This is a genomic window from Hymenobacter translucens (genome assembly GCF_020685205.1).
Lineage (GTDB): Bacteria > Bacteroidota > Bacteroidia > Cytophagales > Hymenobacteraceae > Hymenobacter > Hymenobacter translucens.
The window spans coordinates 44398-68298 of the sequence record NZ_JAJERB010000008.1; the positions used below are offsets into that span (position 1 = coordinate 44398).

Sequence of the window (23901 nt, forward strand, 5' to 3'; positions counted from 1 at the left end):
AACTCTCCCATGCGCGTTTTACACACGGCCGACTGGCACCTGGGCCAACGCTTCCAGCATGGCTACGACCGGCTCGACGAGCACCGCTGCTTTCTCGACTGGCTGCTCGAAACCATTGAGGCGGAGTTTGTTGACGTGCTTGTCGTGGCCGGCGACGTATTCGACACGGGCAACCCGCCCGCGGCCGCCCGCAAGCTGTATTACCAGTTCCTGGCCCGCCTGCGCGCCTCCGCCACCTGCCACGACGTGGTCATCGTGGGCGGCAACCACGACTCGGCCGATACGCTGAACGCCTCGGCAACCCTGCTCCGGGAGCTGCGCGTGCACGTGGTGGGCGGGGTGCCCGGCCGCTTTGAAGATCAGTGCCTGACCCTTCCCTCCGATGCCGCTGAGCCCAGGCTCGTCGTGGCCGCGGTGCCCTTTCTGCGCGATGCCGACGTGCGCCACCTCATATCCGGCGAATCAACCGAGGAGCGGGAGGCCCGGCTCCGCAACGGCATTGCCGCCCACTACCAGCGCCTGGCCGACCTGCTGGGCCACTACCGGGAGGTGGGTGTGCCGGTGCTGGCCACCGGCCACCTGTTTGCCGCCGGCTGCGGCGACAACGACGCCTCCACCGAGCGGCCCCTCAGCATCGGCGCGCTGGGCCAGATTACCGCCGACGCTTTCCCGGCCTGCTTCGACTATGTGGCCCTGGGCCACCTGCACCGCCCTCAGGTAGTAGGGCAGCGGCCCCATATCCGCTACTCCGGCTCCCCTATTCCGCTGTCGTTTTCCGAAACCGACCACCCCCAGCAGGTTATGCTGCTCACCTTCGACGGCCCGGGCTGCCCCGAGGTACAGGCCCTGACCGTGCCCTGCGAGCGGCGCCTGGTGCGGTTCCGCGGTTCCCTGGAGTCGGTGCTTGAACAGCTGAGCACCTACGACAACACCGGCTTTCAGCACGAAGCCTGGGCCGAGGTGGCGGTGCTGCCGGGTTTGCCCTGGTCGGAAGTGCAGGACCGGGTGCGGGAAGCCTGGCAGAACACCAGCGGGCAGGTGCGGGTGGTAGCCGGCCCCCGCCCCCTGCGCGAGCAGGTGGAAGAAGCCGCTGCCGCCACGCCCGAAGCGCCCGCCGGCCCTCACCTCGATGAGCTTTCGCCCCAGCTGGTGTTCGAGCAGCTGCTTGATGCCCAGGCGCTGGAGCCCGCCGCCCGGGAACAGCTTTTGCGCACGTTCGACGAATTGCTGGCCACCCAGTAGACCAAGCCTTTTTTCCCGGCTTCGGCCCGCCTGTTCTCTATGAAGATTATTTCCATTGCCTGCCACAACATCAACTCCCTGCGGGGCAAGCAGCCTCACCGGCTCGACTTTGAGGCAGCGCCCCTGGAAAACTGCGGGCTCTTTGCCATTACCGGCCCTACCGGCGCCGGCAAAACCACCCTGCTCGACGCCATTACCCTGGCGCTGTACGGACGCACGCCCCGGCAAGGCAATGGCCGGTCGCTCATCAGCCACGGCGCAACGGAAGGCTGGGCGGAGGTGGTGTACGAAGTGGCTGCCGGCCGCTTTCTGAGCCGGTGGAGCATCAAGCGGGCCCGCAAGCAGATTGGCGGCGCCCTGCAGGATGCCTACATGGAAGTCTGCTCCTGGCCCGACGGCAAGCTGCTGACTCAGAAATCAGAGAAAAGCATTGCCCGCAACGAGGAGCTGACGGGCATGAAGTACACGCAGTTCACCCGCTCGGTGCTGCTGGCCCAGGGCAGCTTCGACGAGTTCCTGAAAGCCAAGGACGACGAGCGGGAAAAGCTGCTGGAGCGCATCACCGGCATCGAAATCTACACCATGCTGTCGGGGCAGGCCCACGACCGCGCCCGGGCCGAGGACCAGAAGGAGAAAGAGCTGACCGCCCGCATCGGGGCCGTGCAGTGGCTGACGCCCGAGGTGCTGGAGTTGAAAACCACCGAAGCCGGGGAGCTGACCGAATCGGTTGAAAAAGCCAGCATCCAGGCCGAAACCCTGCGACGTCAGCACGAGTGGCACCAGAAGCTGGCCGAGCTGGAAGGCAAGGCGACGGCAGCGGCCTCGGCTTTGGAGCAGGCGAAAGTTGCCCTGGCCGCCCGTCAGCCCGACCTCGACCGCCTCGCCGCCCACGAGCGGGCCGAACCGTTTGAGAAGCGCTGGGTGAAAGCCAATGCCGCCGTCCATGAGGCCCGCAGCGCCGAAGCCGACCGGCAGCAGCTGGCCGAAGACCTGCGCACGGCCCAGGTCCGGCACGAGCAGGCCCGCCAAGCCGTGGCCGACGCCAAGGCCGCCTGGGAAGCTACCGAGCAGAACCTAAGCCGCGAAAAGCCCCGCCTCGACGAAGCCCTGGCCCAGGTTCCCCGCCTCGAAACCCTGACCACGGCCGCCCTCCAGGCCAAAGCCGATGCCGAGCACGGCCAGCTGACTTACGCGCAGGCCGTCAAGGAATACCGGGCCTATGAAGCCCAGACCGCCACCAACCGCGCCGAGCTGGCCCAGCTGTCCGGGTGGCTAAGTGAAAATGCAGCCGACGCCCGCCTTAAAGAGGAGGAAGCTGAGCTGAAGGCGCTTATCGACAAGCGGGAAAAAGCCCGCATCGACTTGGAAGAGCGGCGGCAGGAGAAAGCCGGGGAGCTGACCAAGCTGCAGGCGGCCGGCCTCGCGGCCCAGAACTTCCTGAACAATGCCGAGCTGGCCCAGGAGGCGCTCAGTGGTCTGGCTGAGGAAGTTGCGCACTGGCAGCAGCAGCACGCCGGCCTGCAGGTGGCGGCCCTGTACCGCAGGTCCCAGCTTCAGCAGCAGCTGGAAATAGTGCGCACCGACCACGGCCGCCACTTCGAGCAGCTGCTGGGCAAAAAGCTGTTTGCCCAGCACGCCACGAATCTGAAGCCCGGCCATGCCTGCCCGCTTTGCGGCGCGCACGAGCATCCTGTGCTGATGGCCGGCGTGCGCGTCGACACCTCCGCCGAAGCTATTCAGGCCCTGGAGAAGCTGGTAGAGCAGGGAAGTCAGCAGCTGAATTCCCTGGCTGAGCAGCAGCAGGACAACGACAAGCTGCTCACCCTGCTCGAGGCGTTTCCGCGCGCGGCCGAGCCCGACCCGGCCATGCAGCAGCTCGATCTGCGGGCCGCGCTGCGCGGGGCTACTCTTTTGGTCCGCGACCTTAACGATGCTCCGGTACGGAAGGAAAAGCACGCCAAAGAGCTGACCCAGGCCCGGAAAGAAGCAGCCAGCGCCGAGGAGCAGGTGAAGCTTTTCAGCCAGCAGATCAAAGACCTCGACGAGAAGCTGGGCCGCATTCAGGCCGAAGGCGGGCAGGTAACACAGGAGATTGAGGCCCGGGCCGCACAGCTCGCCATTCCCTTCGACCGGCGCCAGCCCGAGCTGCTGCTGGCAGCCGTACGCACCCGCTTTGCCAACTACCAGCGCAGATCCGACCGTTACAACCAGCTTGATAAGGAGCTGGCCAGTGCCCTGGCCACGCTCCACGCCCTGGAGCAAAAGCAGCAGGAGCTGGCCGGGGAAACCCAAAAGCTGGCCGATAAGCACCTTGCTGCTCAAGCCGACTGCGAAGCCTGCGCCCGGGGAATTGCCGTGGCGCACGTCGGCTACGCCTCTCCCCGTGTTGCGCTGGACTACTGGCAGCAGCAGGAAAAAGAGGCCCGCAAAGCCTACGAGGACGCCCAGGCGCGGGAGCGGACCAGCAGTGAGCAGGTCAGCCACCTGACGCTGCGGGAAAAAGAGAAAGCCGCTGCCCGCGACCTGGCGCAGATGGCCCACGACCACGAGCTGGAAGAGCTCAGCCAGCAGCTGCCCGCCGCCGGCTTCTCGGCCTCGTCCGATATTCTGGACCTGCTCCTGCCCGAAGCCGAGCGCCCCGCCCTGCGCCGGCTCCAGGCCGAGCTGCAGGGCTCGGTAGCGCAGGCCCTGGCCCACCGGCAGTGGTGCGACGACGAGCTGCTGAAAACCCGGCAGCTGGCCCTGACGGCCGAGCCTGCCGAAACGGTGAAGGCAGCCTTTAATGAATCGCAGCAGCAGTACCTGACTCTGCGGGACCAGCTCACGACCCTGCGCAAAGAGCTGGCCGACGACCAGGCCAAGCGCGAAAAGCACGCCGAGCTGGCCTGGGAGCTGGCGGCGCAGAAGGTGGAAACCCGGCGCTGGACGGCTATGTACGAACTGCTGGGCTCGAAAGAGAAAAGCAAGTTCAGCCGCTTTGCCCAGGGCCTGACCCTGGCCCGGCTGGTGCTGCTGGCCAACCACCACCTGCGCCAGTTCAACGACCGGTACGAACTGCGCCGCCGCGACGCCATGTCGCTGGGGCTGCTGGTGGCCGACAGCTACGACGACTGCATCCGCGACGTGGGCACGCTTTCGGGCGGGGAAACCTTCCTGGTAAGTCTGGCCCTGGCCCTGGGGTTGTCGGAGCTGGCCTCCAACTCGGCCCGCATCGACTCCCTGTTTATCGATGAAGGCTTCGGTACGCTGGACCCCGATACGCTCGACGTCGCCCTGGCCGCCCTGGGCAGTCTGCGGCAGCGCGGCAAAACCATCGGCATCATCACCCACGTCGACGTGGACAAGCTCCGCGACTACATCGACACCCGCGTGGTGGTGGAGCGCGTAGGCCAGGGCACCAGCCGCCTGCGGGTACTGCCCGAAGTCACCGTGCCCCTGCCGGCCTGATTGGTTGTTCGTTGTCAGCTGTCAGTTGTCAGGACGATACGGACAACGAACAACTGACAACCGACAACTAAATCTGTCCTGCCCCCCGGATTTCTGCCCAGCTCCAGTAGCGGCGGGGCTCGATGGAGGCGTACCGCTCCCGGAAGAAAGCCACTACGGTCTGCTCCAACGCTTCTGGGCTGATGGACGACGCGTAGATCTGGCGCTGGTCGGGGTCGGCGTAGCGGGCGGTTTTGGGTAGCCCCTTGCCCGACAGACGTAGCAGCGGACCGGTGTCGGTAACCTGGTCGGCCGTCCAGCGCCGGGTAGTGGTTTCCCGGGTATTGAGCTTCGCCACCAGGGCATCGAGCGGGAGGCGGGGCAGCGTGGGACGGCTTTCCAGGTCAATCCAGGTGGTGTACTTGTACTCGAACTCGTAGCGCTGCCCGTCATACAAACTCAGGACCATGTCGAACCCGGCAGTGGGACCGAACAGGGCATAGTACGGCAGCGGCTCGGGCGTACGAACCACGACCAGCCCGATTTCGGGGTAGCGGGTAAGCTGCGTCCCGGGGCTGTGCATCACTTCGGCGGCCCGGCGCACCCGCTCAAACTCAGGCTCCCAGGCAGCGCGGCCGCTTTCGGGATTCAGCAGCACCTCGGCGAAGCGGGGCAGAAACCACTCGAACTTCTCGGCCGACGCCTCATCTTCCCGCCGCCGGATTGTCGGCGCCCCAAAGGGCGGGTAGAACAGCCCCTTTTCCCGGGCGTTCAGCCAGCACACCAGTTGCAGGGCGTGGTCGGCCAGCGGGTTGGTCCAATCCAGCTCCCGAAAGTCGCCCAGCGTCGCGGTTAGGCGCAGGAGCGGCTCGTGCGCCAATGCCAGCTCCGGATTCAATAGGCTCCACACACCCACAAAACCGTCGACGTCGAAGTGGTTGGCCGTCACGGCCCAGTTCCCAACCACGGCCGGGTTGGCCTGCCGGAGCGCCCGCAGCACCGAGCCGGCACTGGTATCGTCGCGCAAATGCCCGGGCGTGGGGGCTCCCCGCCAGTGCGCCAGCACCAGCGCCGCCCCCAGCGCCGTGCTGTCGACCACAATGGTAGGCTGGCGCCGCAGCCGCGGAAACGGAACGAAATGGCAGGGCATTGGGGAAGTGAAAAAACGGTGCGTTCGTGGGCCGTAGGCCCCCACAGAGGCCCTTGTCAGGATCACTCAATGACAGCTGCTGACGGGTTGTTTTGCCTGGCCAAAGCTAACAGCTATACGCTAACAGCTACTTCTTCCGGCGGTTGGCGATATGCTCGACGCGGCTGCGGCGAATCCAGTGCAGGTACTTCTGCAGCTCTTCCGCCCCGCGCAAGGCCTCGATGGTCGGGTAGCGGCGGGCCAGCTCCCGGTTGCTCAGCAGCAGGTGCACCGTGCTGTGGCAGGGCTGGCACAGATCCGCCACCGGGCCGTAGCGCCCGCCTTCTTCCCGGGGTACGAGGTGGTGCCGCGACACGTGCCGGACAGTCCGCTCACACAGCTCGCACCGGGGCTCGGCTTTGCCCGGCGCCCCGGTGAAATAAGGAGAATCGGGAAAACGACGGCGGGCCATAGCAACCTGCTACGCAGGACCGGCGGGAAAGCTGCCCCAAACCGATAAAGACCCGAATACCGGAAAATAATTGCCCGAAATAATTTTTGCGTTCCAATTAATTCTATATTTGGTTACAGAACCTCAGAATTCACAGTACATTACGCTTACTAGGCTTACTTTAAGTTCTCTTCGATCCGGCCATTTTCTGGCCCGGTTTTCCCTTCTGCCTCTCTCCTCACTTACTTACTTTTTATGACCTTCACTCTACCCACTTTTCGCCTGGCCCGCCTCCTGCGCGTGGCTGGCCTGCTCCTGGCACTGCAGGTTCTGGCTCCTGCAACTTCTCACGCCCAAACCTGGATGGTATCCACCGACGCGTACATTAAGATGGGCGTGATGGACAAGTTCGGTCAGCTGGGCTCGTACACGGCTCGTTTTGTGGTGACCAACCAGACCAGTGGCAAAGAGTACATTCTGGAAAAGCAGGTAACCAAGGGCCAGAATGGCGTGGACGTCATCTTCCCTTCCGAGCCTTCGGAGCCGGACTACTTCAAAGGCCCCAACGGTGAAGCTGCCAAGGGTACGCCCGGGCGCTACGTCTGGGAATGCCAGGTAGGCGGCAAGAAAGTAGTGGGTGGCCGCTTTACGTTTCCCGAGGTCGGCAACGACGTGACGGTGGTGGATAAGCGCTGAGCTATTTTTAACGTCTTGATGATAAAAAGCCCGGCTCCTGCCTGCAGGGGCCGGGCTTTTTGCTGCGTCCGGACAGCCATCCGCGGAGCGGGGCGCGTAGAATACGCGGGCGGCTTCGCCCCCTCCATTCTCACGTTCGTTAAGCAAAATGCCTAAAAAGTCTTTTTCCGAGCTTATCAACTCCCCCGGAATGCCGGTTCTGGTTGATTTCTACGCTGACTGGTGCGGCCCGTGCAAAACCATGGCCCCGATTCTGCAGCAGGTGGCCGAGCAGCACCAGGGCAAGATCAAAGTTATTAAGGTGGATGTGGACCGCAACCAGGCGGCCGCCCAGCAGTTCCGGGTGCAGAGCATTCCCACCCTGATTCTGTTCCAGCGCGGGCAGCCGGTGTGGCGGCAGGCCGGGGTGGTGTCCGCGCCTCAGCTCAGCCAGGTGCTCCAGCGTTTTTTGCAATAAGCCCGGCCGGCAAAGAACTATCCGCAGCCAAAAGAGTTGGTAACGTCGTGGCATAACTACCTTTGCCCCGATATTACTACTGGTTTCCTGATGCGCTACTTCTGGCTGTTTCAATTTGTATGTCTGTTACTTATCTGTTCAGCTTCCCTACCGGTCCACGCCCAGGAGCGCTACGTCCTGAGCGGGTACGTGCGGGGCGGGGCGGCCAATGACCTGCTGCCCGGCGCCTCGGTGGCCGTGCCGGCCTTGGGCACCGGCGTCAGCACCGACGCTCAGGGGTTTTACTCGCTTACCCTGCCGGCCGGGCGCTACTCGGTGGCCGTCTCGTTTCTGGGCTATCAGACCGTGACGCGGGAAGTCAACCTGACGAAAAACCAGCGCCAGTCGTTTTCCCTGCCGGAGTCGTCCAGTCAGCTCAAAGAGGTGGTCGTGGAGGCCTCCGGTACGCTGGAGGAAAAGCTGCGTACGCCTCAGATGAGCATGGAGCGCCTCACGGCCCGCGAAGCCAAGCTGCTGCCGGCTTTGTTTGGGGAAGTCGACATCCTGAAGACCCTGCAGCTCAAGCCCGGCGTGCAAAACGGCGGCGAAGGCACCAGCGGCCTGTTCGTGCGCGGGGGCTCAGCCGACCAGAACCTGTTTCTGCTCGATGACGCGGTGGTGTATAACCCGTCCCACCTGTTCGGCCTGTTCTCGGTGTTCAACTCCGACGCGGTGCAGAGCGTGGACCTTTACAAGGGCGGTTTCCCAGCCCAGTACGGTGGGCGGCTCTCCTCGGTGGTGGACGTGAAGTTCCGGGAAGGCAGCAAGGAGAAGTTCGGCGTGAGCGGGGGCCTGGGCCTGATTTCATCCCGCCTCACGGTGGAAGGCCCCATCGGCAAGGACACCACCGGGGCCAAAGGCTCCTTTATTCTGTCGGGCCGCCGCACCTACTTCGACGTCTTCACCCGGCAGATCAACCGCATCAACGAAGGCAAGGAAGACTACGACCCGATTCCGGACTACCACTTCTACGACTTCAACGCCAAGGGCAACTACAAGCTCGGGGAGAAAGACCAGCTGTTTCTGACCGGCTACTATGGGCGCGACATCTTTGGCTTCGAGAGCCCCAATGGCTTTAACTTTAACTTCACCTGGGGCAATACGGTGGGCGCCCTCCGCTGGAACCACGTATTCTCGCCCCGGCTTTACGTCAATACCTCGGTTTCGTACACGCGCTACCAGTACGACATTACCAACAAGCTCGACCAGTTCAGCTTCGGGCTGGGGTCTGATATCCGCGACCTGGCATTGCGTACCGACTTCAGCTACGTGCCCAACGACCGGCACACGGTGCAGTTTGGCGCCACTACCACCAACCACCGCTTCGGCGTGGGCCGCCTGCAGGCCGGCAGCAATGACGGCACCGTTAACATCGGCTCCAACGTGGCCTACCGCGGGCAGGAAGCGGCCCTGTATGCGTCCGACAACTTCAAGGTATCCGACAAGCTGCAGCTCGACTACGGCCTGCGCCTGACCGGCTTCCAAAGCGACTCCGGCCGGTTTGGCGGTCTGGAGCCCCGTCTGGCCACGCGCTATTCGCTTACGCCCAATACCACGCTCAAGGCCAGCTACGCGCTCATGTACCAGTACGTGCACCTGGTCACGAACTCCGGCGCGTCCCTGCCCACCGACGTGTGGTACCCATCGCGTCGGAACGTAAAGCCCCAACGCTCCCAGCAGGTGGCTACGGGCGTCAGCTTTCTGCTGGGCGACGGCAAGTATTTGCTCACCAATGAAGTGTACTACAAGTGGGCCCAGAACCAGGTTGACTTCCGCGACGGCGCCCAGCTCTTCGTCAACAACAACCTCGACGCGGAATTCCTGTTCGGCCGGGGCTGGGCGTACGGCAACGAGCTGTACCTGGAAAAAAAGCAAGGCCGCACCACCGGCTGGATCGGCTACTCCCTGGCCTGGACGCAGCGCAAGTTTCTGCCCCAGCGCGGTGGTACCGGCATCAACGAAGGCCGGGCGTTCTTTCCCACCTACGACCGGCGCCACAACCTGACGGTGGTGCTGCTGCATCAGCTTAGTGAGCGGATCAACTTGTCGGGCTCGTTTGTGTTCACGTCGGGCTCGCCCACCACGCTACCCACCGGGCGCTTTATGATTCAGGACGTGTTCGGCGACGACATCACGGCGGTGCCGGTGTATCCTGACCGCAACACCTACCGCCTGGCGCCCTACCACCGCATGGACCTGGGCCTGGTGTACAAGCTGCGGCCCCGGCACGGGGAGTCGGACCTGACGCTGAGCATCTACAACGCCTACAACCGCCGCAACCCCTACTTTATTTACTTCGACCAGATCCGCGACAAGGAAACCGACGACATCCTGCGCTACGAGGCCAAGCAGGTGTCCCTGTTCCCGCTGATTCCGTCGGTGACGTATAATTTCAAGTTCTAGTCAGCCGTTCCGACGTTTGCTGCTAGCCTATCGTTTGCCTTCCCAACCATGAAAAACCGTCTTTTTACTTTCTCTATTCTGCTGCTGGTCGGTACGACTGCCTGCAACCTGGAGAAGGGCGTTGATATCGACCTGCCCGTAGCACCGGCCCAGCTGGTACTGGAGTGCTACCTCGAGCCGGGCGAAGTTCCCCAGCTGACGGTATCCGAAACCGTACCGTACCTGGCCCCGCCCACGCCCGTGGTGCCGGCCGGGGTGCAGGTCGTACTGACCGGGCCGGGTGGCTTCCGCGAAACCCTGCGCAACCAGCCCGGTATCAACCCCGCCACGCAGAAAGTGTACACCCACCGGGGTCGCCAGCCCCTGAATGCCCGCCCCGGCGACGTATTCAGCATCGAAGTGACGGACAGCAAGGGCCGCCGCCTCACCGGGCAGGCCACTATGCCCCGCATTGTGCCCATCGACACGGTGGAGTGGAAATTCAACGACCTGACCGGCGACCAGCGGCGGGCCAACCTGCTGATCCGCTTTCAGGATCAGCCCGACGTGCCCAACTTCTACCGCCTGCAGATTCATCAGGACAGCATCTCCGATGACCCTAACCGGGATTTCGAGCTGGACGACCGGCTGCAGAACGGCCAGAAAATAACGCTCGGCACGTCGTTCCGCTACGCTGCCAACGACACGCTGCTTGTTACGCTCTATCACCTCGACCAGCCCTACTACCTGTTTCTGCAGTCGGTGCGGGATGCGCGCAATGCCAACGGCAACCCCTTTGCCCAGCCCGCGGCCGTGAAGTCGACGGTGCAGGGTGGCCTGGGCGTATTCACCATCCTGAGCTACCGCCGCAAAACCATCATCGTACGCTAACCGCCGCTCCTGCCGCTGCAACCCGGCGCCGCCTCCCGGTCTCCCCGATCTACACCGTTCTTTTCATTCCCCTATGCTGATTTCCCGACTTTCTGCCCTGTGTCTGCTTTTGCTGGTGCTCGTGGGCACCTTGGCCAGCTGCACCAAAACCGAAGAAGCGGCCCCCGCCATCCAGCCCGCGGAGCTGCTTTACACCTGGCAGATCGACCAGATCGTGCAGGGCGGCCAGACCACCAGCGCCGGCGCGTCCATCAAGGACCGCTACCGCCTTTCCTTCCGCAACGATGGTTCCTATACGCAAACGCTCCTCAGCGACAATACCACCTACCAGGGCGAGTGGACGTTCCTGAGTAACAATACCATTCTGCACCTTATCGATCACAAAGGCGCCCACCTCGAGTACACCATCACCCGCCTCGACAACCAGCAGCTCCGCTACGGCCATACCAACAAGGACAACAAGCTCGAAGAGTACGTTTTCTCCCGGGTGCCGTAACGAGCCCGGCTTTAACCAGAAACAAACGGCCGCGCAGTTGCGCGGCCGTTTGTGTTTAACTCCTACCAGGGACCTGACTGTACCCGGCCATTTCCAAGCTTCAGCCAGGTACGCTTACTGCCGCTCGATTACGGCCCGCAGCAGGGCCGTCAGCCGGGGCTCGGCGGCGGCGGCGGCCCGCAGAATGTCGGCAATTTCCACGTGCTTGAGGTTGCCGGGGGAACACAGGTCGGTGATGACGGATACGGCCAGCACGGGCAAACCCAGGTGGCGGGCGGCAATAACCTCGGGCACGGTGCTCATGCCCACCGCGTCGGCTCCAATGATGCGCAGGTAGCGGTACTCGGCCGGCGTTTCAAGCATAGGGCCCGGCACGCTCACGTACACGCCCCGCCGTACCCGGTCGGCAAAGCCCAGCTTCTGCGCTTCCTCCAGGGCCTGGCCCACGAGCTGCGGGTCGTAGGGCGCCATCATGTCGGGGAAGCGCGGGCCCAGCTCGTCGAGGTTGCGCCCGATCAGCGGGTTGGTGGGCTGCAGGTTGATGTGGTCCTCGATTACCATCAGGTCGCTGAGGGCATAGTCGGGGTTAAGGCCCCCGCCGGCGTTGCTCACGAACAGCTTCTGAATGCCGAGCAGCTTCATCACCCGCACCGGAAACACCACCTGGGGCATCGAGTAGCCTTCGTAGTAGTGAAACCGGCCCTGCATCACCAGCACCCGGCGCCCGCCCAGCTCGGCAGCCAGCAGGTTGCCGGAGTGGCTTTCCACCGTCGATACCGGGAAGTGGGGAATATCGGCGTAGCTGAAGGTGTGGTGAATGGTCAGCTCCTGGACCAGGGCGCCCAGGCCAGTGCCGAGAATAACTCCGAACTCCGGCTCGAACCCCGCCAGCCGGGGCCGCAGGTAGTCGACGGCCTGCTGCAGGTTAATGGATTCGGGATGAGCGGAAGCGGGAGTAGCGGACATGGATAGCAGATGGAGAATTCACGCCAAGATAAGACAAGGCCGCCAACCGCCCGATTCCAGCCAAGCGCCGAACAGCCACCGCCAGCTCTTTCCTTTCGGGAAGAAGTCAGCGGTGGCTGCACTAGGCGGTCATGCAGAGGCAGAGCCGAAGCGTCTCGCGTACAGACGCATGGGTTAGTAACTCAACAGCAGCACGCGAGATGCTTCGCTGCGCTCTGCATGACGTGCTGCTGTTGACTGAAAAAAGCTACTGGATGTTCAGCTCAAACGGCATGCGGGCCTGCACGCCTTGCATCTGGGTGAGCTTCTTGTACTGTTCGTACATCGGGTAGAGCGGGCCCATTTCCTGCTGTACCATGCGCAGGCGGGCTTCCTCGCCAAACCCGTTCAGCAGGCTTTCCATGAAGTTCTTCTGCAGGGGCAGGCGCTGGATGCGGTAGTCGTCCTGCTTGAGGTTGGCACGGCGGGCGGCAATGCGCAGGGCATCGTCGAACGAGCCGAGCACGTCGACCAGACCCCGCTCCTTGGCTTCGGAACCCGACCATACCCGGCCCGAGGCATACCCGCGCAGACGCTCTACCGGCATGCGGCGGCCCTGGGCGGCCTTGGTGGTGAAGTCGGCGTAGATGCGGTCGACCTCGCGCTGAAGCTGCTGCTGCTCGAAGGCGGAAAGCGGGCGGGTGATGGTGGGAATGTCGGAGAACCTGCCGGTGGTCACGCGGTCGGTGGTGATGCCGAGCTTGTCGCGCAGCAGGGGCTGAATATTGGGCAGGATGCCGAACACGCCGATGCTGCCGGTGATGGTGTTGGGGTGGGCCACGATGGTGTCGCAGGCCATGGCAATAAAGTAGCCGCCGGAAGCCGCTACGTCCGACATCGAGCAGATGATGGGCTTCACCTTCTTGGTCAGCACCACTTCGCGGTAGATGATGTCGGAAGCCAGGGACGAGCCGCCGGGCGAGTTTACGCGCAGCACCACGGCCTTCACCTTGTCGTCGAGGCGGGCTTTGCGGATGGCTTCGGCAAAGCGGGTGCTCCCGATGCTGCCGTTGCCGCCTTTGCCGGTCACGATGTCGCCCTCGGCGTAGATGACGGCAATGCGGTTGCCGCTGGTCCTGCCTTCCTCATCCTCGGCGCCGTTGTAGTCGCTCAGGCTTACCAAGCTAAGCTTTTTCTTTTTATCGATGCCCACTTTGCCCTTCATAAAGTCGAGGGCCTCGTCGTAGTAGCCCAGGTCCGTGACCAGGCCGAGGCGCTTGGCATCGTCGGCGTTGTGCACCAGCATCGAGTCGGAAATCACCTTGAGGCGGGCCGGGGCAATCTTGCGCGACGCGGCCACCCTGGCCAGCATATGGTCGTTGAGCGAGTTCAGAAACGACGCGGTCTGCAGCCGGGCCGAATCGGACATGGACGTGCGGAAGTACGGCTCCACGGCGCTCTTAAACGAGCCTACCCGGAAGATATAGGGCTCGATGCCGAGCTTATCGAACAGGTTCTTGTAGTAGAACGTCTCGGAGCTGAGGCCGTTGAATTCCAGCGTGCCCTGGGGGTTGAGGTAGATTTTGTCGGCAATGGACGTCAGGTAGTAGCTTTTCTCCGAGGCCATATCGGAGTAGGCCACCAGAAACTTGCCCGACTTTTTAAAGTCAAGCAGGGCGTCGCGCACTTCCTCGAGGGAAGCCATGCCGCCCTGTACCAGCTCCAGGTTCAGGAAGATGCCCTTGATGTCGTCGTCGGTCTTGGCCCGGGCAATGGTTTTCTTTAGCTGATCGAGGCCGATGTTGTCGGCCTGCCGGCTGAACAGGGAGCCTACAGATTCCCGGCTTTCGCGCTCGGCCAGGGGCCGGTCCAGCTTCAGCTCCAGCACCGAGTCTTCGGCCACCACCGTGTCTTTATCCGAGGAAGAGGCCGCTGCGAAAGCCAGAGCCAGCAAAAACAGGAACCCGACCGTGAAGAACAGCATAAGGCCCACCAGGGTGGCCCCTACATATTTAAGGAATTGACGCATTGGGAAAGAGAATGGAATAGGCAGTAAGTAGAAGACAAATGTAGACGCCTTTCGGCACTCCTACAGAAGAGAGTAACCCCTGAAGGGTTGCTTGTGCGGTAGCAGACGTATGAAAAGCCCAAATGCCCGATTTTCGCGGGTACGGCAGCCGCGGGGTGAGGCCGGCCGGTTGCTAACGCCGGGTTATCCTATAATAGTCGCGGTAGCCTGCCGGGTCGCCCGGCAGGTCAGTGCGGGCCCCGGCGCAGGGCCGCGTCAATATCCGCGCTGCTGTCGATATTGGGAATCAGGCTCCAGAGCGTGGCCAGCAGTGCCAGCAAAAGCAGGAAAGCGGCCATTCCGATTCGTCTTTTCCGAGTCATAGGTCTTGCTTGAGTAGTCGGCCAAAAGCACATAGCTGCCATATTTCTCATGGCTTTTGATTATCAAAACAAAAGCTAACAGCTATCAGCTAAAGGCTGATGGCCACCTGCTCAATACCCGTACTTCTCGCCCCACCAGCCACGCAGGCGCTCCTGCATCTTGGCTTCGGTGGGGTTCAGGCCGGGGTCGTAGAAGCGTTTGCCACTCAGGGCCGCGGGCATAAACTCCTGGTTGGCAAAGTTGCCGTCGTAGTCGTGGGAGTACTGGTACGCGTCGCCATAGCCGAGCTGCTTCATAAGCTGGGTGGGGGCGTTGCGCAGCGGGATGGGCACGGCCTGCACGCCCTGCTGCCGCACCAGGGCCCGGGCCTCGCGAATGGCTTTGTAGGAAGCATTGCTTTTAGGCGAGGTCGCCAGGTACACCACCGTCTGCCCCAGGATAATGTCCGACTCCGGCATGCCGATGACCGTGACGGCCTGGAAGCAGCTCTGGGCCAGCATCAGGGCATTGGGGTTGGCGTTGCCCACGTCTTCGGAAGCTAGGATCAGCAGGCGGCGGGCAATGAATTTGGCGTCTTCCCCGCCTTCGAGCATTACGGCCAGCCAGTACAGGGCGGCGTTGGGGTCGGAGCCCCGGATGCTCTTGATAAAGGCCGAAATCACGTCGTAGTGCATCTCCCCGCCCTTGTCGTAGCGGGCCAGCTGCTGCTGGGCCAGCTGCTGCACCAGCTCATCGGTCACTACTACTTCCCCGGTTCCCGGCTCCGGCGTGGCCGACTCCACCACGATTTCGAGCAGGTTGAGCAGCTTGCGGGCGTCGCCGCCCGAGATGGTGAGTAGGGCATTATAGTCCTGCATCCGCACTTTTTTCTGCTTCAGAATCTCATCTTCCGCCAGGGCCTTGTCTACCAGCGCGGTCAGCACTTCCTTGCTCAGGGGCTCCAGCACGTACACCTGCGCCCGGCTGAGCACGGCCGGAATCACCTCAAACGATGGATTCTCGGTGGTGGCGCCAATCAGGGTGACGATGCCCTGCTCCACCGCTCCCAGCAGCGCGTCCTGCTGACTTTTGCTGAACCGGTGAATCTCATCGATGAACAGCACCGTGCCGCGCTGCTTTTTGGCCCGCTCAATAACGTCGCGCACGTCCTTTACGCCGGCATTTACGGCGCTCAGGGCGGCAAACGGCTGCTTCAGCTCGGCAGCCAGCAGGTTCGCCAGGGTGGTTTTGCCTACCCCGGGCGGGCCCCACAAGATCAGGCTGGGCAGGCGGCCGGCATTCAGGTAGCGGCGCAGCACGCCCTCGGGGCCCACCAGGTGCTGCTGACCGGCGTATTCGGCCAGGGTGCGGGGGCGGCGGCGCTCCGCCAGGGGCGCGCCGGGCCGGCTGGCGGGCACGGAAGAAGGTTCAGGGTCGAACAGGGAGCCGGTGGACATGGGGTATCGGTGCTTGTTGGTTGATTGCTGAAAGTCGATTGTTGAGTTCCCTGCCCGGGTTAATACGCCCAACCAACAATCAGCAATCAACTTTCAGCCAAACCGGTTGATACGGCAACCAGCCGCAAAAGTCAGCAAAGCTAAAGCCGACCCCACTACCTTCGCCCCAATGAGTAAAACTCTGCAAGTCCATGCCGCGCTGCTGCTGGTTTCCTTAATCTACGCGGCCAACTACAGCTTGTCGAAGGACGTGATGCCCCACTACATGGGCCCGTTCGGCATCGTGACGCTGCGCATCGTGGGTGCGGCGCTGTTCTTTGCCGTGGTCAGCCGCCTTGTGGCGCCCCACGACCGCCTCACCGGCCGGGCCGACAACCTGCGGGCCATCCTGTGCGGGATTATCGGCATCGGGGGCAACCAGCTGCTGTTTTTTTCGGGCCTGAACTATACCACGCCCATCAATGCCTCCCTGCTGCAGACCATTGCTCCCATCGTGGTGGTGCTGGCCTCGGCCGTGCTGCTGGGCGAGAAAATCACGCTGACCCGGGTGCTGGGCATCGTCGTGGGCGCGGTAGGGGCCGCCACCATTATTCTGGGCCGGCATTCGGGGCCGACCGCGGCCTCCAACGTCACGCTGGGCAATATCTTTATTCTGCTTAATGCCACCGCCTTTGGCGTGTATCTGGTGATTGTGACCCCGCTCATGCGCAAGTACCACCCGTTCACGGTGCTGGCCCGCATCTTTCTGGTGGGGGCGTTTGTGGCGGTGCCCTTCGGCTGGCGCGACGCCCTGGCAACCGACTACGCTTCGTTTCCGCCCTACATCTGGGCCGAAGTGGTGTACATGGTCGTGTGCCTCACGATTATGGCTTACCTGCTCAACAACTGGGCGCTCAAGTATGCCTCCCCTGCCCTGCTGGGCGTCTACATCTACCTGCAACCGGTGCTGGCTGTCATTATTGCCGTGAGTCTGGGCAAAGACCACTTCACCTGGATCCGGGCCGGACAGGCCCTGCTGATCTTCACGGGGGTCTGGCTGGTAAGCCGCAAGCCGAAGCAGGCCGTCAGCGCCGACGCGGTGCCACCCGGGGAGCCGCTGCGGTAAACAGCAGACAGCTCAGCAGGAACAGAGTCCGGTCCCGTGCCCGATGCTGACCGGGAAATCGGTCCGGAGGCAAATAGGCGCATCGGCTTCCACAACCGCCAGAATTTATGTTTTTGCCAGTGCTACTACTACTCCGCACACGGTTTTCATTATTAATGCAAAGCCAATTAATTCAGCAATGAGTTTTTTAATCTCTGTTTAATTTGATCGATAAATCAACAGTCCAATTCTGCATAAATTATCATTCCATAATTTGATATTAAACCGAGAAATAAAGTCGATTAAAAATTCTAATTTGTTTTCCCATATATATAAAGTTAGTCTCGCCCAACTAAAAGAATCAACCGACCAACAGTGGAATAGGCAGGACGAAAATGCGGCTCCCCACCTGAGGTAGGGAGCCGCTTCTTTGTGGCTTGTTTGCAATAAGGCAATACCGCTCAGGCTGGCGAGTGCCGCTGGGCCGGTACCGTTGGCTAGCGCTTGGTGATGTTCCCGCGGATTTCTCCGTTCGGAGAGTTCGTCGAGTGTATGTTCACGTACATGCCATTGCTGAGCAGATTCTGGGCCTGCTCATCCGTCAGCGTGACGGTTCCGGTGATGGGCGAGGCCAGGGATGCGAAGGGAATAGCCACCGAGCCATTGTTGCCTGGGGTGCCGGTATGGATGTGGGCGTTCGAAGGTGTGATGCCCGTGTAGGTCACGGTGTAAGCCAGCTGACGGCTGGAGGCCGTGTACGTTCCGGTGAAGGAGCCGGTAGCCGTGGAAGGATTCACCGGGACCTGCTGGGCCCCGTTGATGGTCGCCGTCAGGTTGGCGTTGGTGTTGATCAGCGAAGGGGTTTCGGGCTCATCCTCACAGGCGGTAAGCGCACCGAACAGCAGAACAAACAGGGACAGGTAAATACTTTTCATTAGGCAGAAAAAAAGGTGAATGATGTGGGTCGATAACTTTCATCTGGTTGAAAGGTTTTTCGTCGGGTGAAAAAAATCTGATATTTTTTTTAATAAATAATTTATCAAACCAGCGCTAAACAAATTACTGGTTTCTGACTTTTCACCGGAGCTATTCCATTAAAGGTCTCACCCGGACAGCCAAAAGGAATACCGCTGTATTACTCCGTCCCGAGCCATAGCCTGGCCTATTCCTGAATTCATCACCGCTTGCTTCTGACCACACCGTTACATGACTAACTCTACTCTGGGGCTCCTGCTGCTCAGCACCACGCTGGGCGTTGGCCTGATTTCCACTGCCGCGCAGGCGCAAGCTCCGGCGGCTTCCCCCACGGCTTCGGCTTCGGCCAGCCTCACCGGGCAGATTTCATCGGCCCAGGGCGTGGCCCAGCCGAACAGCGCGGTCACCATCATTTTGCTGGCCACCGGAGCCCGGAAATCCACGACCAGCAACGAGCAGGGCACTTTTACGCTGACGGGCCTCAGCGCCGGCGGGCCCTACCTGGTGCAGATCCAGCAGCCCGGCTTCCGGCCCCAGACAATTACCAACGTGTTCCTGCAGGAAGGTCGCGCTACTCCTCTCACCGTCGCCCTGAACCCCGAAACAGTGGCCGTAGGTACCCGCCGCGACGACCGGACCGCTCTGGAGTCGGCCGTACCGGTTGACGTGGTCAGCATCAGCGACCTGGTGCGGACTGTTCCCCAAACCGACCTGACCCAGCTGCTGCACTATACGGTGCCGGCCTTCAACTCGACCCGGCAAACGGCGGCCGGGGGCTCCGACCACGTGGACCCTTCCAACCTGCGCGGCCTGGGCACCGACCAGATGCTGGTGCTCGTGAACGGCAAGCGCCGCCACACCACGGCCCTGGTAAACCTGCTCAGCAACCGCGGCCTGGGCAGCGTAGGCACCGACCTGAACACGCTGCCCAGCCTGGGCGTGGAGCGGGTGGAAGTACTGCGCGACGGAGCTGCCGCCCAGTACGGCTCCGATGCCATTGCCGGCGTGATGAACATCAGCCTGAAAAGCGACAACAACGCGGGCAGCGCCCTCGTCAACACCGGCATCACGACCGAGGGCGACGGCTTGGCTACCCTGGTCGGGGTCAACAAAGGCTTCCGCCTGGGTCAGAAGGGCTTTCTGAACCTGACCGCCGACGCTGACTTCCGGGACCGGACCACCCGGGGCTACAACCGCAACCCGCTGGTCTCCCCGGTCTTCGCCCTCAATAACCCGGCGAAAGAGCAGTTCCGACTTGATTCCGTAGGCCGCACCTACCAGGACTACGAGCAGCGCAACGGCGACGCCCGGGTGCGCAACGTGCGCGGGCTGGTCAACGCCCGCGTGGAGTATTCCGACCGGGTGGCTTTCTACGGCTTCGGGGGCTATAACTTCCGCCGGGGCCAGGCCTCCACGCTGTGGGTGCTGCCCGCCAAGCAGAGACCTGACATCGTGGAGGAGCTGTTCCCCCTGGGCTACGAGCCCCAGGTCAACACCCGTATTCACGACGCGGCCGGCACAGTGGGCGTGCAGCTCAACAGCGGCCCAAGCAAGTGGACCCTGGATCTGAGCAACACCACCGGCTACAACCAGATGACCTACGACCTGGCCAACACGGTGAATTCCTCGCTCGGGGCCTCGTCGCCGACGGTGTTCGATAATGCCGGAGGATTCAACTTCCTGCAGAACGTGACCAACGCCACCGCCAGCCGGTTTTTCGACAAGGTGCTGGCCGGTACCAACGTCGCCTTTGGCGGGGAGTTCCGGCTGGACCGCTACCAGATCGTCCGCGGCGACGAGCGGGCCGAGGCGGAATACGACGAAGGCAAACCCAACTCCCAGCAGGGGGCGCAGGGCTTCAGCGGCTTCGGCTCGGCTTCGGCCGTTGTGGGCACCCGCACCAACGTCGGCGCCTTCCTCGACGTGGAAGCCGACGTAACCAAAAGCTGGTCGGTGAGCGGCGCGCTGCGCTACGAGAACTACTCCACCTTCGGCTCGGCCTTTATCTACAAGGCTACGACCCGGCTGCAGGCCACCAAGTTCCTGGCGTTGCGCGGCGCCTTCAACACCGGCTTCCGCGCTCCGTCGCTGCAGCAGGTACTGTACCGTCAGATCACCCAGCGCCCCGGCGTGACGGGCGTCACCTACGCGGGTATCTTCAACAACCAGGACGAGCTGACCCGCGCCGCCCTGGTGCCGGTGCTGACGCCCGAAAAGTCGACCAGCTACAGCGCCGGTATTGTTCTGACGCCCACTTCCGAGCTTTCGCTGACGGCCGACACCTACCTGATCAACATCAACGACCGGATTACCCTCTCGGGCCTGCTGCGCCCGGGCTCGGGTATTGGTCCTGAGCTGACGCAGACGCTGGCCAACAACCGGGTAAACGAGGCCCAGTTCTTCACCAACCTGCTCGACACCCGTACCCAGGGCCTGGACCTTGTTGCCAACTACCGGCGCGCCGTCGGCAAAGGGCAGTTCACGGTGAATGCCGCGGCCAACTTTACCAAGACCACCACCCTGCGTCAGAACGTGCCGGCCAACTTCCGCACGCTGCAGGAAGACGACAACCCCACGACCAACTACATCGACCCCCGCCAGCTTTCCCTGATTGAAACGGGCAACCCGTCGAGCAAGATCCTGCTGGGTTTGAACTACACCCGGGGCAAGCTGGGCGTGGGCATGCGCAACACCTACTTCGGCCAGGTAAGCTACTACGACGTGGCCCCCGACCCCACCGTGTACGACTTCGGCGGCTACCTGCTGGTGTTCAAGCCCCGCGTCAGCACCGACCTGATGCTGAGCTACGCACCCACGAAAGGTCTGAACCTGACCCTGGGCGCCCAGAACATCCTAAATGTGAAGCCCAACACCGTGGATGAGGCGGCTACCAACGGCGTAGCGCCCGGCAGCTTCCCCAGCCGGGCCGAGTTTGAGCGCTACTTCCAGAACCGCTTCGGCTTTGCCTCCCCGTTTCCCACCAACCGCGACGTGTACGCCTATGCCCCGGTGCAGATGGGCTACAACGGAGCATTCGTATACCTCAAGGCGGTGTACAGCTTCGGGCTGTAGCGCATCGGGCTAATGGCTAATGGCTTTGCGCACCGCGCATGCTGCGTTGACTGACAACGCTCACGCCTGCTAATACAAAAAAGCCTCTCACTTGTTGTGGGAGGCTTTTTTGTATTAGCAGGCTTGCTTGAACACGATGTCGTTGAAAAAGCCCCGCTCCGGCTTCATCAGGTTCCTGGCTCCGCAGACGATTGACGGATGTAACTTCTCCTGCCTGCGCATAGCCGGGGCCGCAGCGGCAGCTCCCAGGTAAAGTTGCCCTGCACTACAACAGCCCGGCCACGAAGGTGACGGCCAATGGCTTACTTGCCGCATGAACGTACCGCTGCCCTTTTTTCTGATTGGCTGCTGCCTCGCCGCCTGCACTTCGACCGAATCGAAGCCTCAATTCCCGGAGTGCAGCAACTGCGGCTCGCTCGAAACGCTGTACTACCTGGCCGACACGGTAATTAAGCGCAACGACAGCGTGCTGGTGGTCAACAGCCGGCTCGATACCACCGTGGTGGAAACCGGCATCTTCACCTATCTCCAGTACAGCTTCCCGGTGAACACGCCCGCCGAGCTGGTTCGCCTCAACCGGCAGGGCATTCTGGCTGATAAAGCGGGCGACCAGTCCACGGCCGTGAACTGCTACCAGGCGGCCATTAACTTTTACCAGAACGACTGGCTGCAGCGCAAGTCCGGCTTCGAGAACGGGGGCTTCTCGGACGCCAACGACTACTTCGCGGCCAACGTCAACGTGACGCTGCTGGTTTCTCACGCCTATGATCGGCTGGGCCGCCTTACCGAGGCCCGGACCGTGCTGGCCCCGTTTCTGGCCAACGTGGAGGCCGATAACTCCCGGATTCAGCTGCGCTACGTCGAGCTGTGCCGCCGGCAGTACGGCCGCGAGGCCACCCGGCAGGCGTTGGAGGCCAGCAGCCAGACCCTGCACCGGCTGCCCGATCAGTCGCCGGAAAGCGACCAGTGGCGCGTCACCGTCTTCGGGGCCGCGCTGGGTCTGCCCGTCTTCACCTCCGACACGCTTTCGCCGACCCGGGTTCGCGCTATCATCCGGAAGCAGCCGTTTTACGCGCTCGTGAAGTAGCTGCCAACACAAAAGAGGCCCGGCTTATCCAGCCGGGCCTCTTTTATTCGCCACTGTGCGTCAGGCTTACAGGTGAATTACTTCCCCGTAGGCCGCGGCGGCAGCTTCCATAATGGCTTCGCTCATGGTGGGGTGCGGATGCACCGACTTGATGATTTCGTGGCCGGTAGTTTCGAGCTTGCGCGCTACCACTACCTCGGCAATCATTTCAGTCACGTTGGCCCCGATCATGTGGGCGCCCAGCCACTCGCCGTACTTGGCGTCGAAGATAACTTTCACGAAGCCGTCCTTTACGCCGGCGGCGCTGGCCTTGCCCGACGCCGAGAAGGGGAATTTGCCCACCAGAATGTCGAGGCCCTGGTCGCGGGCTTCCTTTTCGGTGAGGCCCACCGAGGCAATTTCCGGGGAGGCGTAGGTGCAGCCGGGAATGTTCTGGTAGTTGAGGGGCTCGGGGTGATGACCGGCAATGGCCTCCACGCAGATGATGCCCTCGGCCGAAGCCACGTGGGCCAGGGCCGGACCGGGTACGATGTCGCCGATGGCGTAGATGCCGGGCACGTTGGTCTGGTACACCTCATCGACCAGCACGCGGCCCCGCTCCACCTTGATGCCCAGCTCTTCCAGGCCCAGGTTTTCAATGTTGGTGACGACGCCGGCGGCGCTCAGCACCACGTCGCAGGCAATCTGCTGCTCGCCCTTGGCGGTTTTCACCGTTACGGAGCAGCCGGTGCCGCTGGTATCCACCTTGGTGACTTCGGCGCTGGTGAGCACCTCCACCCCGATTTTCTTGAACGACTTCTCCATCTGCCGCGACACCTCCTCGTCCTCCACGGGCACAATGCGGGGCAGGTATTCCACTACCGTCACCTCGGTACCCATGGTGCGGTAGAAGTAGGCAAACTCGACGCCGATGGCGCCGGAACCCACCACCACCATGCGCTTGGGCAGCTCGGGCAGCACCATGGCCTGGCGGTAGCCGATGATTTTCTTGCCATCGATGGGCAGGGCGGGCAGCTCGCGGGAGCGGGCGCCGGTGGCCAGGATGATGTGCTTGGCTTCGATGGTGTCCTTGCCGCCGTCAGCCTTGGTCAGCTCGATCTTGCCGGGAGCCAGCAGCTTGCCGGTGCCCATGATGGCGTCGATCTTATTCTTTTTGAACAGGAAGTTGATGCCCTTGCTCATGCCCTCGGCCACGCCCCGGCTGCGTTTGATAACGGCGCCGAAGTCGAAGCCCGCGTTGTCGACCGTGAGGCCGTACTCCTGGGGGTGCTTGAGGTACTCGAACACCTGCGCGCTCTTGAGCAGTGCCTTGGTGGGGATGCAGCCCCAGTTCAGGCAGATGCCGCCCAGCGACTCGCGCTCTACGACGCCGACTTTCAGGCCCAGCTGGGAAGCGCGGATTGCTGCTACGTAGCCGCCGGGGCCGCTACCGATGACGACAACGTCGTATTGTGATGCCATACAAAGTTTTATTTGTGGTTTTAAAAGGAATTTATTAACTTCCTCCTATAAACGGGGAAGCTGCTTCCTTCAGGATTAGAGAACCGGATTTGCTGACCGCCGCCGGCCCTGCCGGCGAAGGCGGGGTAAAGATAGCTACGGAATTCATCTTACCATCCTTCCCGGAGCCCGCATCGGGCCAGGCGTTCCGAAACCACCGGACACCGCAGAACCTGCCGCTAAGCGTTTCTCTCTGGTTTG

At 62.4% G+C, this 23901-nt stretch carries 17 protein-coding genes; 10 read left to right on the forward strand and 7 right to left on the reverse strand.

Features of this window, described 5'->3' with window-relative positions; translation table 11 throughout:
* Positions 1–9 precede the first annotated feature (9 nt).
* Both LJY25_RS16605 and LJY25_RS16610 read left to right on the forward strand, forming a co-directional pair.
* Positions 10–1242, forward strand: coding sequence for an exonuclease SbcCD subunit D C-terminal domain-containing protein (locus LJY25_RS16605; protein ID WP_227609544.1), 1233 nt, complete (start codon positions 10–12; stop codon positions 1240–1242).
* Positions 1243–1281: 39 nt separating this feature from the next.
* Positions 1282–4689 (forward strand): AAA family ATPase, encoded by a 3408-nt coding sequence (locus LJY25_RS16610; protein WP_227609546.1) that lies wholly within the window; start codon positions 1282–1284, stop codon positions 4687–4689.
* A gap of 67 nt (positions 4690–4756) precedes the next feature.
* On the opposite strand, the gene LJY25_RS16615 is transcribed toward LJY25_RS16610, so the two are convergent.
* Positions 4757–5818 (reverse strand): DUF6687 family protein, encoded by a 1062-nt coding sequence (locus tag LJY25_RS16615; RefSeq protein WP_227609548.1) that lies wholly within the window; start codon positions 5816–5818, stop codon positions 4757–4759.
* A gap of 127 nt (positions 5819–5945) precedes the next feature.
* The gene (locus tag LJY25_RS16620; RefSeq protein WP_227609550.1) at positions 5946–6269 is read right to left on the reverse strand and encodes an HNH endonuclease; all 324 of its coding nucleotides are present in this window, start codon (positions 6267–6269) and stop codon (positions 5946–5948) included.
* 234 nt (positions 6270–6503) lie between these two features.
* On the opposite strand from LJY25_RS16620, the gene LJY25_RS16625 reads away from it, so the two are divergent.
* The 5 genes from LJY25_RS16625 to LJY25_RS16645 all read left to right on the forward strand — a co-directional run bounded on the left by LJY25_RS16625 (position 6504) and on the right by LJY25_RS16645 (position 11209).
* Positions 6504–6944, forward strand: a complete 441-nt coding sequence (locus tag LJY25_RS16625; RefSeq protein ID WP_227609552.1) for a hypothetical protein — start codon at positions 6504–6506, stop codon at positions 6942–6944.
* A gap of 148 nt (positions 6945–7092) precedes the next feature.
* On the forward strand, positions 7093–7401 hold the full coding sequence (gene trxA / locus LJY25_RS16630) for a thioredoxin (protein WP_227609554.1): 309 nt from the start codon (positions 7093–7095) through the stop codon (positions 7399–7401).
* A gap of 90 nt (positions 7402–7491) precedes the next feature.
* Entirely contained in the window at positions 7492–9843 is a 2352-nt protein-coding gene (locus tag LJY25_RS16635) for a TonB-dependent receptor (RefSeq protein ID WP_227609555.1), read from the forward strand.
* A 48-nt stretch (positions 9844–9891) separates the two neighbouring features.
* Positions 9892–10713 carry a DUF4249 domain-containing protein gene (locus LJY25_RS16640; RefSeq protein WP_227609557.1) on the forward strand — a complete coding sequence of 274 codons (822 nt, stop codon included), beginning with the start codon at positions 9892–9894 and terminating at the stop codon, positions 10711–10713.
* Between the two features lie 73 nt (positions 10714–10786).
* A complete protein-coding gene (locus LJY25_RS16645) occupies positions 10787–11209 on the forward strand; it encodes a hypothetical protein (protein WP_227609558.1) in 423 nt (140 codons plus the stop codon).
* Between the two features lie 114 nt (positions 11210–11323).
* On the opposite strand, the gene LJY25_RS16650 is transcribed toward LJY25_RS16645, so the two are convergent.
* The 3 genes from LJY25_RS16650 to LJY25_RS16660 all read right to left on the reverse strand — a co-directional run bounded on the left by LJY25_RS16650 (position 11324) and on the right by LJY25_RS16660 (position 15982).
* The gene (locus LJY25_RS16650; RefSeq protein WP_227609560.1) at positions 11324–12175 is read right to left on the reverse strand and encodes a purine-nucleoside phosphorylase; all 852 of its coding nucleotides are present in this window, start codon (positions 12173–12175) and stop codon (positions 11324–11326) included.
* Positions 12176–12422: 247 nt separating this feature from the next.
* Positions 12423–14183 carry a signal peptide peptidase SppA gene (sppA, locus tag LJY25_RS16655; RefSeq protein ID WP_227609562.1) on the reverse strand — a complete coding sequence of 587 codons (1761 nt, stop codon included), beginning with the start codon at positions 14181–14183 and terminating at the stop codon, positions 12423–12425.
* A gap of 473 nt (positions 14184–14656) precedes the next feature.
* On the reverse strand, positions 14657–15982 hold the full coding sequence (locus tag LJY25_RS16660; protein WP_227609564.1) for a replication-associated recombination protein A: 1326 nt from the start codon (positions 15980–15982) through the stop codon (positions 14657–14659).
* Positions 15983–16151: 169 nt separating this feature from the next.
* Here LJY25_RS16660 and LJY25_RS16665 point away from each other — a divergent pair, with 169 nt between their 5' ends.
* Positions 16152–17087: a DMT family transporter gene (locus tag LJY25_RS16665; protein ID WP_227609566.1), complete on the forward strand. Its 936-nt coding sequence runs from the start codon at positions 16152–16154 to the stop codon at positions 17085–17087.
* Positions 17088–17563: 476 nt separating this feature from the next.
* Here LJY25_RS16665 and LJY25_RS16670 read toward each other — a convergent pair whose 3' ends face one another.
* Complete coding sequence (locus tag LJY25_RS16670) at positions 17564–18001, reverse strand: CHRD domain-containing protein (protein ID WP_227609568.1); 438 nt, start codon at positions 17999–18001, stop codon at positions 17564–17566.
* A 271-nt stretch (positions 18002–18272) separates the two neighbouring features.
* Between LJY25_RS16670 and LJY25_RS16675 the strand changes: the two genes are divergently transcribed.
* Both LJY25_RS16675 and LJY25_RS16680 read left to right on the forward strand, forming a co-directional pair.
* Positions 18273–21113, forward strand: a complete 2841-nt coding sequence (locus LJY25_RS16675; protein WP_227609569.1) for a TonB-dependent receptor — start codon at positions 18273–18275, stop codon at positions 21111–21113.
* Between the two features lie 313 nt (positions 21114–21426).
* Positions 21427–22200 (forward strand): hypothetical protein, encoded by a 774-nt coding sequence (locus LJY25_RS16680; RefSeq protein WP_227609571.1) that lies wholly within the window; start codon positions 21427–21429, stop codon positions 22198–22200.
* A 66-nt stretch (positions 22201–22266) separates the two neighbouring features.
* Here the strand turns inward: LJY25_RS16680 and lpdA are convergent, their stop codons facing one another.
* Positions 22267–23661, reverse strand: a complete 1395-nt coding sequence (gene lpdA / locus LJY25_RS16685; RefSeq protein WP_227609573.1) for a dihydrolipoyl dehydrogenase — start codon at positions 23659–23661, stop codon at positions 22267–22269.
* Between the last annotated feature and the right edge of the window lie 240 nt (positions 23662–23901).